Origin of the sequence: Exiguobacterium sp. S22-S28 (assembly GCF_043359615.1) — a bacterium.
Taxonomy (GTDB): Bacteria; Bacillota; Bacilli; order Exiguobacteriales; family Exiguobacteriaceae; genus Exiguobacterium_A.
Window position 1 is genome coordinate 1 of sequence record NZ_JBHFFC010000018.1, and the last position, 12,035, is coordinate 12,035.

12 protein-coding genes and 1 riboswitch are annotated in these 12,035 nt (G+C 51.6%); all 12 genes read left to right on the forward strand.

What is annotated here, in order from left to right; translation table 11 throughout:
* Positions 1–94 precede the first annotated feature (94 nt).
* The 12 genes from ACHA8N_RS04805 (at position 95) to purH (ending at position 12,021) form a co-directional block, all read left to right on the forward strand.
* Positions 95–301 carry an NETI motif-containing protein gene (locus ACHA8N_RS04805; protein WP_026833974.1) on the forward strand — a complete coding sequence of 69 codons (207 nt, stop codon included), beginning with the start codon at positions 95–97 and terminating at the stop codon, positions 299–301.
* Between the two features lie 224 nt (positions 302–525).
* Positions 526–627, forward strand: a riboswitch (purine riboswitch).
* A gap of 89 nt (positions 628–716) precedes the next feature.
* Positions 717–1,208, forward strand: a complete 492-nt coding sequence (gene purE, locus ACHA8N_RS04810; protein ID WP_393964909.1) for a 5-(carboxyamino)imidazole ribonucleotide mutase — start codon at positions 717–719, stop codon at positions 1,206–1,208.
* Positions 1,205–2,308, forward strand: a complete 1,104-nt coding sequence (gene purK, locus ACHA8N_RS04815) for a 5-(carboxyamino)imidazole ribonucleotide synthase (RefSeq protein ID WP_393964910.1) — start codon at positions 1,205–1,207, stop codon at positions 2,306–2,308. The genes purE and purK overlap by 4 nt, the downstream gene beginning before the upstream one ends.
* Positions 2,305–3,600 (forward strand): adenylosuccinate lyase, encoded by a 1,296-nt coding sequence (gene purB, locus ACHA8N_RS04820; RefSeq protein ID WP_026830835.1) that lies wholly within the window; start codon positions 2,305–2,307, stop codon positions 3,598–3,600. The genes purK and purB overlap by 4 nt, the downstream gene beginning before the upstream one ends.
* A gap of 60 nt (positions 3,601–3,660) precedes the next feature.
* Positions 3,661–4,368: a phosphoribosylaminoimidazolesuccinocarboxamide synthase gene (purC, locus tag ACHA8N_RS04825; RefSeq protein ID WP_393964911.1), complete on the forward strand. Its 708-nt coding sequence runs from the start codon at positions 3,661–3,663 to the stop codon at positions 4,366–4,368.
* Entirely contained in the window at positions 4,365–4,613 is a 249-nt protein-coding gene (gene purS, locus ACHA8N_RS04830) for a phosphoribosylformylglycinamidine synthase subunit PurS (protein WP_393964912.1), read from the forward strand. Before purC ends, purS begins: the two co-directional genes overlap by 4 nt.
* Positions 4,610–5,293 (forward strand): phosphoribosylformylglycinamidine synthase subunit PurQ, encoded by a 684-nt coding sequence (gene purQ, locus ACHA8N_RS04835; RefSeq protein WP_393964913.1) that lies wholly within the window; start codon positions 4,610–4,612, stop codon positions 5,291–5,293. The genes purS and purQ overlap by 4 nt, the downstream gene beginning before the upstream one ends.
* Positions 5,274–7,493, forward strand: a complete 2,220-nt coding sequence (gene purL, locus ACHA8N_RS04840) for a phosphoribosylformylglycinamidine synthase subunit PurL (RefSeq protein ID WP_393964914.1) — start codon at positions 5,274–5,276, stop codon at positions 7,491–7,493. The genes purQ and purL overlap by 20 nt, the downstream gene beginning before the upstream one ends.
* Positions 7,469–8,878, forward strand: coding sequence for an amidophosphoribosyltransferase (gene purF / locus ACHA8N_RS04845; RefSeq protein ID WP_026833967.1), 1,410 nt, complete (start codon positions 7,469–7,471; stop codon positions 8,876–8,878). Before purL ends, purF begins: the two co-directional genes overlap by 25 nt.
* Positions 8,879–8,897: 19 nt before the next feature.
* Positions 8,898–9,932 (forward strand): phosphoribosylformylglycinamidine cyclo-ligase, encoded by a 1,035-nt coding sequence (gene purM, locus ACHA8N_RS04850; RefSeq protein WP_028106992.1) that lies wholly within the window; start codon positions 8,898–8,900, stop codon positions 9,930–9,932.
* Positions 9,929–10,504: a phosphoribosylglycinamide formyltransferase gene (purN, locus tag ACHA8N_RS04855; RefSeq protein ID WP_393964915.1), complete on the forward strand. Its 576-nt coding sequence runs from the start codon at positions 9,929–9,931 to the stop codon at positions 10,502–10,504. Before purM ends, purN begins: the two co-directional genes overlap by 4 nt.
* The gene (purH, locus tag ACHA8N_RS04860; protein ID WP_393964916.1) at positions 10,501–12,021 is read left to right on the forward strand and encodes a bifunctional phosphoribosylaminoimidazolecarboxamide formyltransferase/IMP cyclohydrolase; all 1,521 of its coding nucleotides are present in this window, start codon (positions 10,501–10,503) and stop codon (positions 12,019–12,021) included. The genes purN and purH overlap by 4 nt, the downstream gene beginning before the upstream one ends.
* Positions 12,022–12,035 lie beyond the last annotated feature (14 nt).

Here is a 12,035-nt window from a genome sequence, read left to right on the forward strand (position 1 = left end):
CGGTGGTTCTGGAGCATACGCTCAAGGGCCGCCGCTTTTTTATGGACTTTTTTTGGTTTTTTCATATATACAATAAGGAAGGAATGTGAGACTCATGGCAAAAAAACAAAAAATGCGCGTTGCCGTAGAAGAAAATGAAACAATCAGCGAGTGCATTGATCGGATTGATGCCATGGGTTATCGTCCGACCGTTCGACGGGAAGAACCGATTTTTGGACTTGATGCCAACGGAGAACCGTACCCTATCCGCCAACAAATCATCTTTGACTGTAAGCCGAAACTCGAATCTGAGAACGCATGAATCGAATTGTTTTTTCGCAAAGACCATCCTTTCTTTTATGAGAGGATGGTCTTTTTTAGTAGTTTTTCTTTCTGTCAGGTTGACAGCAGTTTAAATTTCCGAATGGAAAACTAACCGAATGGGAGAAATTAAGTATAAAACCGAACGATGAATTTTCAGATAATTAAATTGTTCGCCTTTGGTTGACGAATCGAGTTCAGTCTTGTTAAGATGAAGGCGTGATAGGAAGATTGAATATAACACCTCGTATAATAGCAGGGATATGGCTTGCAAGTTTCTACCCGACGACCCTAAATCGTTGGACTATGGGGTATATGGATGTTCGTCGATCGTTTTTTGGCGTACCTTTTTATACCCTAAGCCACCCTTTTAGACGTGGTTTGGGCTTTTTTTATGCAAAAAGGAGGAAACGAAGATGAGTAAGGTGGAAATCGGAGTCATCATGGGCAGTCAATCGGATTGGGTGACCATGCAGAAAACGTGTGACGTACTGGATCAATTGGACATTGCATACGAAAAGAAAGTGGTCTCCGCACACCGGACACCGGACTTAATGTTTCGTTATGCGGAATCGGCTCGGGAACGAGGATTAAAAGTCATCATTGCCGGTGCAGGTGGGGCAGCCCACCTGCCGGGAATGGTGGCAGCGAAAACAACGCTTCCCGTGATTGGTGTCCCGATTCAGAGCAAAGCACTCCAAGGCATCGATTCCTTACTCTCGATCGTTCAGATGCCAGGTGGTGTTCCGGTCGCGACCGTTGCGATTGGAGATGCTGGAGCGAAAAATGCCGGTTTGCTTGCAGCTCAGGTTCTTGCGACCGTCGATGAACGGATTGCCCGGGCTTTGGATCATATGCGGGTCGAACTGGAAGGGGATGTCATCGCTTCAGAGGTGCATCTGACATGAAACGAATCGGAATCTTAGGCGGAGGACAATTGGGGCGGATGATGGCTTTATCTGCACGCCAAATGGGATATTCGCTCATCACGCTTGATCCGACGGAGAATGCACCGTGTGCGCAAGTGGCCGATCAACAGATTCAGGCACCGTTCACGGATGTCGAGGCAGCAAAACGACTGGCTGACGCCTCGGATGTCGTAACGTATGAGTTTGAAAACATCTCACACGAAGTAGCGGAAGCCATCGGCGGTAAATTGATCCACGGTACCGAACTTCTGTTTCGGACCCAACACCGGATTCGCGAGAAGGAACTGATGGAACAGCTCGGTTACCAGGTGGCACCATATCAGGCAGTTCAGACGACCGATGATCTTCTCGAAGCGAAACGGCAGTTAGGTCTTCCCTTCGTCTTAAAAACAGCCCGGTTTGGGTATGACGGCAAAGGGCAGACGGTCATTCGAACAGAACTGGATCTAGAAACGGCCGTCGCCCGTTTTGAACCGACAGCATACGTCGCCGAAAAGTGGTTGCCGTTTGACCAAGAGATTTCCGTCATCGTCACGCGAAGCGAGCGGGAAACAAAAGTCTTCCCGGTCAGTGAAAATATCCATCAAGACAACATCCTGCATCTGTCGATCGTTCCCGCCCGCATCTCAAGCGACTTGGAGCAACAAGCGATTGACCTGGCAACGCGTCTCGCGAACGATGTCGATTTGATCGGAACACTGGCAATCGAACTGTTCGTCGTCGGTTCCGAACTGATCGTCAACGAACTGGCGCCGCGTCCGCACAACTCGGGTCATTATTCGATTGATGCGTGCGAGACGTCACAGTTCGAGCAACACATACGAGCCATCTGCGGACTGCCGCTTGGTGATACCCGCTTGACGACACCGGTCGTCATGGCGAACATCCTAGGTCAACATATCACAGCATTAGACGAGGCATTACCGATGTTATCCTCGCGGACGAAAGTCCATTTATACGGAAAACAGGACGCAAAACAGGGCCGGAAGATGGGGCATCTGAACATCTTGGCTGATTCGGTCGAAGAAGCGTTAGCCGAAGTTGCGCGCCTGCAGATATGGAAGGAGACGGTTAGATGATCGAACGCTATACACGTCCTGAAATGAAAGCGATCTGGACAGAACAGAACAAATTCGAAGCCTGGTTGAAAGTTGAGATTTTAGCATGTGAAGCCTGGAGTGAGCTTGGCGTGATTCCAAAAGAAGACGTCCAGTTGCTGTGGGAAAATGCTTCCTTTGATGTCAATCGGATCAATGAAATCGAGCAAGAGACACGACACGACGTCATCGCCTTCACACGTGCCGTATCGGAGACGCTGGGCGAAGAACGCAAATGGGTCCATTACGGACTGACATCAACGGACGTCGTTGATACGGCGTTATCGTATCTGTTGAAACAAGCCAATGATATCTTGGCGGCCGATCTTGATCGTTTCATTGAAATCTTGAAGGTCAAAGCCAACGAACATAAATATACGGTCATGATGGGACGTACACACGGCGTACACGCTGAGCCGACGACGTTTGGTCTGAAGCTCGCCCTTTGGTACGAAGAAATGAAACGCAATAAAGTCCGGTTCGAGGCAGCACGGGAAACAGTCGAATACGGCAAGATGTCGGGGGCGGTCGGAACGTTTGCGAACATCGACCCGTTCATCGAAAAATATGTCTGTGAGAAGCTTGGCACGAAACCAGCACCGGTCTCGACGCAAACCTTGCAACGTGATCGTCATGCCCATTACATGTCGACGATTGCCTTAATCGCGACATCGATTGAAAAGATGGCGACAGAAATTCGTGGTCTTCAAAAAACGGAGACCCGTGAAGTCGAAGAATTCTTCGCTAAAGGTCAAAAGGGATCATCGGCGATGCCGCACAAACGGAATCCGATCGGTTCGGAGAACATGACGGGTCTTGCCCGTGTCATCCGCGGCCATATGGTGACAGCGTACGAAAACGTCTCACTGTGGCATGAACGGGATATCTCCCACTCGTCTGCGGAACGGATCATTTTGCCGGATGCGACGGGATTACTCAACTACATGTTGAACCGGTTCGGTAACATCATCAAAAATCTGACGGTATTCCCGGAAAACATGAAACGCAACATGGACCGGACGTTTGGTGTCATCTTCTCCGGTCACGTCTTACTCGCTTTGATCGAAAAAGGTTGGTCACGTGAAGCGGCCTACGACTTCGTTCAACCGCGGGCGATGCAGGCATGGGAAGAACAAATCATGTTCCGCGATGTCTTATGGCAGGAAGCGGACATTCAACAACTCTTTACAGAAGAAGAACTCGATGCTTGTTTTGATCCAACGTATCATACGAGCCGAGTCGATGAAATCTTTGAACGGTGTGGCTTGAACTAATCAACCTGGGACGGGAGCTCGGCTCCCGTCTACATCTTAGGATCATGGGGGACGAAATCGATGCAACCACTTTATGAAGGCAAGGCGAAACGGTTATACACGACGCAGGAGCAGGATGTGCTCCGCATCGTCTACAAAGACGAGGCAACAGCATTTAATGGAGAGAAGAAGGCAGAGTTTGCCGGTAAAGGAGAATTAAACAACCGATTGACGAGCCACTTTTTTGAGGTCCTCGCAGCGGCGGGAATTCCGACCCACTTCATTGAACGGACATCGGAGCGCGAACAGCTCGTACGTCGTGTCACCATCATTCCACTTGAGGTCGTCGTGCGAAACGTCGTCGCCGGCAGCCTCAGTAAACGGCTAGGCATCGAAGAAGGAACGGTGCTCGAGACGCCGATCGTCGAGTTTTATTATAAAGATGACAGCTTAGGTGATCCGCTTGTCACACCGGCACACATTAATTTACTGAAGATTGCGACTACAAAAGAGCTTTTACGGCTTGAACAGGAAGCACATCGTGTCAATGACGTCTTGCGTCCCTACTTTGATAACAAGGGCATCACACTCGTTGATTTTAAACTGGAATACGGTAAAACACCGGCCGGCGAAGTTCTGCTGGCAGACGAAATCTCACCGGACACATGCCGGTTGTGGGATAAGGAAACGGGCGAACACCTCGACAAAGATGTTTTTCGCCGCAATATCGGATCACTCATCGACACATACCAAACACTATTCAATCGCCTAGGGGGAAACGGACAATGAAAAAGGTTACAGTAGCGGTCGCATTACGAGAAAGTATTTTAGATCCACAAGGTGTCGCGGTCAAAGGCGGTCTTAGCCAGCTTGGTTTTGTGGGGGTCGAAGAAGTTCGGATCGGCAAGCGGATTGAGTTGCTCGTTTCAGATGAGACAACAGACGCGATGATTCATGAGATGTGTCAGAAACTGCTCGTTAACACTGTGATGGAAGATTATCGTTTTGATGTAGAAGAGGTGACGACCGTATGAAGTTTGCCGTCATCGTTTTTCCCGGATCGAACTGTGATCTAGATATGTATCATGCTGTCAAAGACGCACTCGGTGAAGAAGCGGACTACGTCTTCCATACAGAAACGTCCCTTGAAGGATACGACGGCGTCCTGTTACCGGGCGGCTTCTCCTACGGTGACTATCTCCGGTGTGGCGCGATCGCTCAATTCTCACCGATCATGGAGGAAGTGAAACGATTTGCGGCAGAAGGCAAAACGGTCCTCGGCGTCTGCAACGGATTCCAAATTCTTGTTGAAGCCGGGCTTCTCCCGGGTGTCTTACACCGCAATACGGGACTGAAGTTCATGTGCCGGACGGTTGAACTGAAGGTCGAAAACAATGAGACGCGTTTTACGTCGGATTATACAGCGCAAGAAACGATTACGATTCCGATCGCACACGGAGAAGGCAACTACTACTGTGACGATGCGACGTATGCGATGTTACAGACGAACCGACAAATTGCCTTTACGTATGCCGATAACCCGAACGGATCACGCGGCGATATCGCCGGCATCACGAATAAAGCGGGGAACGTTCTCGGCATGATGCCACACCCGGAACGGGCAGTTGAGCTGCTGACCGGCGGAACCGATGGACTTAAGTTATTCACTTCACTCGTCAAACAGGGGGCACATCATGTTAAAACAACAGTCTGAACCAACGATGGAGCAAATTCAGGAACAACGAATCTACGCAACGATGGGACTGAGCGACGCGGAATATGAGATGGTCGTCAACTTACTTGGACGCCAACCGAACTACACAGAAATCGGATTGTTTTCCGTCATGTGGTCGGAGCACTGTTCGTACAAGACGTCGAAGCCGGTGTTACGTCAGTTTCCGACGACAGGTCCACGCGTCCTGCAAGGTCCGGGTGAAGGAGCCGGTGTCGTCGACATCGGGGACAATCAAGCCGTCGTCTTTAAAATCGAGAGTCACAACCATCCGTCAGCCGTCGAACCGTACCAAGGGGCAGCGACCGGTGTCGGTGGGATCATCCGCGATATCTTTTCGATGGGAGCCCGTCCGGTCGCCTTGATGAACTCGCTTCGGTTCGGTCACCTCGGTACACCGCGTGTCAATCAACTGTTTGAACAAGTGGTCGCTGGAATTGCCGGATACGGGAACTGTGTCGGGATTCCGACAATCGGAGGAGAAGTCGGCTTTGATCATTCGTATGAGGGCAATCCGCTTGTCAATGCGATGTGTATCGGCTTGATCAACCATGAAGACATTCAAAAGGGTCTCGCCAAAGGGGCGGGGAACTCGGTCATGTACGTCGGAGCCGCAACCGGACGCGACGGGATTCACGGGGCGACCTTTGCTTCAGAAGATCTTGGGGAAGATACGGAAGCAAAACGTCCGGCCGTTCAGGTCGGGGATCCGTTCATGGAGAAACTCTTGATCGAAGCCTGTCTTGAAATCGTTGGTCATCCGGCGCTTGTCGGCATGCAGGATATGGGAGCCGCCGGACTGACATCGTCGTCAGCCGAGATGGCTTCGAAAGCCGGTATGGGCATCGAGATGCATCTGGATGATGTACCGCAACGGGAAACAGGCATGACAGCTTATGAAATGATGTTATCGGAATCACAAGAACGGATGTTGCTGGTCGTTGAACGCGGACGCGAATCGGAAATCGAAGCGATCGTCAGCAAATGGGGACTTCATGCGGTGCACGTCGGAGAAGTCATCGACGAAAAAGTCCTTCGTTTGGTCCACCACGGCAAGATCGTCGCTGAAGTACCGGTTGATGCGCTCGCGGAAGAAGCACCGGTCTATAACAAACCATCCCGTGTCCCGGCATATTATGAAGAGTTCCAAACGATGGAGGAAACGTTACCAGTCGTTGACGATGTGGTCGAGACATGGCGTGCCTTGCTCAAACAGCCGACGATTGCTTCAAAACGTTGGGTCTACGACCAATACGATCATATGGTTCAAACGTCAACGGTCGTCGCACCGGGTTCCGATGCAGCCGTCATCCGGGTTCGCGGAACGAACAAAGCACTCGCGATGACGACAGACTGCAACAGCCGTTTCGTTTACCTCGATCCATTCGTCGGCGGACAGATTGCTGTCGCCGAAGCAGCCCGCAACATCGTTGCCAGCGGTGCGACACCGCTGGCGATCACCGACTGCCTGAACTTCGGGAATCCGGATAAACCGGAAGGCTTCTGGCAACTACAGCAAGCGACGGCCGGAATGGCAGAAGCGTGCCGCGTGCTCGAGACGCCGGTCATCGGCGGGAATGTCTCTTTATACAATGAATCTGCTGGCAAAGCAGTCCATCCGACGCCGGTCGTCGGGATGGTCGGTCTTCACGAACAGACTGAATGGATTACGACACAACACGTCAAGCAAGCAGGCGACGCTGTTTACCTGCTCGGAGAAACGACAGCAGAATTCGGCGGCAGTGAACTGCAATACCTGCAATTCGAAAAATCATTCGGGAAAGCACCGCAGATTGACTTAGCCGTCGAACAAGAGCGGTTACTGGCCTTGCAAGCGGCGGTTCAAGCGGGACAAGTCACAGCAATCCATGACGTGGCAGAAGGTGGTCTCGCCGTTGCCTTAGCCGAGATGACATTCGGGACGACGCTTGGTCTTGACGTGACATTTGACGGTCCGGCACTAAATCTATTCAGTGAATCGCAATCACGTTTCGTCGTGACGGTGAAGCCGGAACAGGAAGCCGCCTTCGTCCAACAGACGGGTGCTCACAAATTGGGAACAGTCACGGATCAAGACGTCCTGCAAATCAAGACAAGCGATACACTCATCGAAGCGACACGTTCAACACTGCAAGCCGACTGGGAAGGGGCGATCGCGTGTTATATGACATCAAAGGATTAAATGAAGAGTGTGGGGTGTTCGGGATTTTCGGACAACCGGAAGCGGCGCAACTTGCCTATTACGGTCTCCACAGCCTGCAACACCGGGGACAGGAAGGAGCGGGAATCGTCGCAAGCGACGGCAAACTGCTTCTGCCGCACCGCGGACAAGGACTCGTCACGGAAGTTTTTTCGCAAGAAACACTGGATTCTTTATCCGGGCACCATGCCATCGGACATGTCCGCTATTCGACGGCTGGGGGAAATACGCTTGAGAATACACAACCGCTCCATTTTAAATCACGGACGGGCGACCTGGCGCTTGCGCACAACGGGAACCTCGTCAATGCCGATTCGTTAAAACACTTACTTGAAGCAGAGGGAGCGATTTTCCAAACAACGAGTGATACGGAAGTTGTCGCCCACCTCGTCAAACGGAGTAAGTTGCCGACGCTTGAAGACCGGATTGCCGATAGTCTGGCCCGACTCGTCGGCGCGTTCGCGTTCTTGTTCTTAACGGAAGATACGTTGTACGTCGCCGTTGATCCACACGGTCTGCGGCCGTTGTCGCTCGGGAAAACACCGGACGGCGGAATCGTCTTTTCGTCCGAGACATGTGCGTTTGACATCGTCGGCGCCGAGTTCATTCGGGATATCGAGCCTGGGGAGCTCGTGACCATCACAACGTCCGGCATGTCATCGCGTCAGTATATGGAACCACATGAGCGGGCGATGTGTTCGATGGAATACATCTACTTTTCCCGTCCCGATTCGATGATTGATGGGGTCAACGTCCATACGGCACGAAAAGCACTTGGCAAAAAGATGTTCGAAGAAGCACCGGTCGAGGCAGACGTCGTCACCGGAGTCCCGGATTCAAGTATTTCCGCTGCCATCGGGTATGCGGAAGCGAGCGGCATTCCGTATGAAATGGGATTGATCAAAAACCGTTATGTCGGTCGGACGTTCATTCAGCCGTCACAAGAACTCCGCGAGCGCGGCGTCAAAATGAAGTTATCGGCGCTGCGGGGTGTCGTCAACGGCAAACGGGTCATCATGGTTGATGATTCAATCGTTCGCGGGACGACAAGTCGCCGCATCGTCGGACTGTTACGGGAAGCCGGGGCAACCGAAGTCCATGTCCGCATCACGGCACCACCGATCACCAATCCGTGTTATTACGGGATCGATACGTCCTCAAAAGATGAACTGATTTCCGCCCGCTTGACACCAAGTGAAATTTGCCGGGAAATCGGAGCCGATTCGCTTGAGTTTCTGACGGTCAACGGAATGGTCAATGCAATCGACCGCCCGTTCGATGGTCCGTTAAAAGGTCAATGTACGGCTTGTTTCACAGGCGAATATCCAACACCAATCGGTGCATTAGAACTAGAAGCCAAACTTTGAACAGATGGGGGAACAAAGCATGAGTAAACAATACGAAGCAGCAGGTGTCAGCCTGACGGCAGGATACGAATCCGTTTCTCGAATGAAAAAACACGTGGCCCGCTCGATGCGCAAAGAAGTCATGACGGGACTCGGCAGTTTCGGTGCAATGTTCGACCTCAGTCAATTGAATCTGAAAGAACCGGTCCTCGTCAGCGGCACGGACGGCGTCGGAACGAAGCTGAAGCTTGCCTTCGCCCTCGATCAGCACGATACGATCGGAATTGATTGTGTTGCGATGTGTGTCAATGACATCATCGTCCAAGGTGCGGAACCGCTCTATTTCCTCGATTACATCGCTCTCGGGAAAGCGGTTCCCGCTAAAATCGAGCGGATCGTCGCCGGTGTCGCCGAAGGTTGTGTCCAGTCCGGTTGTACATTGATCGGCGGGGAAACGGCAGAAATGCCGGGGATGTATGCAGACGGTGAATACGATATCGCCGGATTCGCGGTCGGTGCCGTCGAAAAACAAAAATTGATCACAGGAGAACACGTTCAACCGGGAGACGTCATCTTAGGTCTCGCTTCGTCGGGCGTTCACTCGAACGGCTTTTCACTTGTCCGGAAGATCGTCGCCGAAAGCGGTCTGCGGTACGAAGATGAGTTGATGATGTTCGGCAGTACGATCGGCAATACGTTGCTGATGCCGACGCGGATTTACGTCGAAGCGGTCAAAGCGGCCCTCGAAACAGAAAAAATTCAGGCGATGGTCCATATTACCGGCGGCGGTTTTTATGAAAACGTTCCACGTGTTCTTCCTGAAGGATGCGGTGCGACGTTTGATCCGAAAAAATGGCCGACATTGCCGGTCTTCGATTGGCTCGAACAAGCCGGAAACGTGCCACGTCACGATATGTACAATGTCTTCAACATGGGCATCGGTTACATGATGATCGTTAAACCGGAAGATGTCGATGCCGTCACGGCACGCCTTGCCCGTGAAAATGAGACGGTCTATACGATTGGAACAGTCACGGATGAACCGGGTGTCCGTATTCATGGAGTCGATCAATGAAAATCGCCTGTTTTGCCTCGGGAAGTGGCAGTAATGTCGAAGCATTGTTTGAAGCGATTGACCAAGGACGTCTGCAGGCTACGATTGAACTCGTCGTCTGTGATCAAAAACAAGCAAAAGTGATTGAGCGGGCGCGCGCACGCGGTTGTGATGTCTTTGTCTTCACGGCCAAAGACTATCCGGATAAACGGTCGTTCGAGCGCGAAATCGTCGCTGAACTAGAGCGACGAGACGTGGAACGGATTATCTTAGCCGGCTATATGCGGTTGATCGGGGATGTCCTGCTGTTGCATTATGCGGGGCGAATCGTCAACATCCACCCATCTCTGCTTCCGGCTTTTCCGGGAAAAGATGCAATCGGGCAAGCATTTCGTGGCGGAGTCAAAATCACAGGTGTTACAATTCATATAGTCGATGAAGGCATGGATACAGGACCGATCATGGCACAAGAAGCAGTTCGGATTACAGAGAATATGACACGGGAAACGCTCCAACAAGCGATTCAGCAGGTGGAGCACAGATTGTATCCGCAAGTCATCGAAGAGTGGATGAAAGAGGAGGCAAACGTATGAGAGCGTTAATCAGCGTATCAGACAAAACAGGTATCGTCGAACTGGGGCAGGCGATGCATGAAGCCGGGATCGAATTGATTTCGACAGGCGGGACACATCAAGTCCTTGAAGCAGCAGGACTTCCGGTCATTGGTATCAGTGAAGTCACACAATTCCCGGAGATGCTGGATGGTCGGGTCAAAACCCTTCATCCGATGGTCCATGGTGGATTGCTCGGACGTCGTGATCTTGAAAGCCACCGCGAACAGATGGCCGAGCAACAAATCAAACCGATTGATTTTGTTGTCGTCAATCTGTATCCGTTTAAAGAAACAGTCATGAATGAGGATGTCTCTTATGCGGATGCGATCGAGAATATTGATATCGGTGGACCGAGCATGATTCGTTCTGCCGCAAAAAATCATGCCGCCGTGACGGTCATCGTTGATCCGGCAGATTACGCAGATGTCATCAACGAGATTCATCTTGGTGGAACGACGTTCGAAACACGCCAAAAGCTGGCAGCAAAAGCATTCCGCCATACAGCGGCTTACGATGCCTTGATTGCGGACTACTTCTTGACGCAGACAGGCGAAAAGTTCCCGGATCAGTTGACGATCACGCTAGAGAAGGTTCAGGATCTGCGCTATGGAGAAAATCCACACCAGGAAGCCGCCTTTTACAAAACGCCGATTTACCGCGGGGCATCACTCGCTTCGGCGAAGCAACTCCACGGCAAAGAATTGTCCTACAACAATATTCAGGATGCCAATGCAGCGCTTGAGATTCTCGATGAGTTCCGCGAAGCGGCAGCCGTCGTCGTCAAACACATGAATCCATGTGGCGTCGCGGTTGGTCCGACAATCGACGAAGCCTTCCGCCGGGCGCATGCAGCCGATCCTATCTCCATCTTCGGTGGGATTGTGGCCTTAAACCGTGAAGTCGATCTCGAAACAGCAGAACAATTAAGTGGAATCTTCCTCGAAATCATCATCGCTCCTTCCTTTACGGAAGACGCGTTTACGTTGCTTGCAGCGAAGAAAAATCTTCGGTTACTCGAACTGGATGTCAAACGTGTCCAAGCGATTCGTTATACGGCAGTCGCCGGTGGCATGCTAGTGCAAGACAGTGACGATGAGACACTCGATGATGCGTCAGCACGTGTTGTAACGGACCGGAAACCGACGGCAGCTGAATGGGAAGACTTAAAACTCGCTTGGCGTGCGGTCAAACACGTCAAATCGAACGCAATCGTCATTGCGAAAGACGAAGTGACGGTCGGCGTCGGCGCCGGACAGATGAACCGTGTTGGTTCAGCAAATATTGCGATTACACAAGCCGGCGATAAAGCGATTGGTGCCGCAATGGGCTCGGATGCATTCTTCCCGATGGGGGATACGGTCGAGGCAGCGGCAGCAGCAGGAATTACAGCGATCATTCAACCGGGCGGTTCGATTCGCGACCAAGAATCGATTGATGCGTGTAACAAACACGGCATCACGATGATCTTTACGAACGTTCGTCATTTTAAACACTAAGCGGAGGCGGTCCG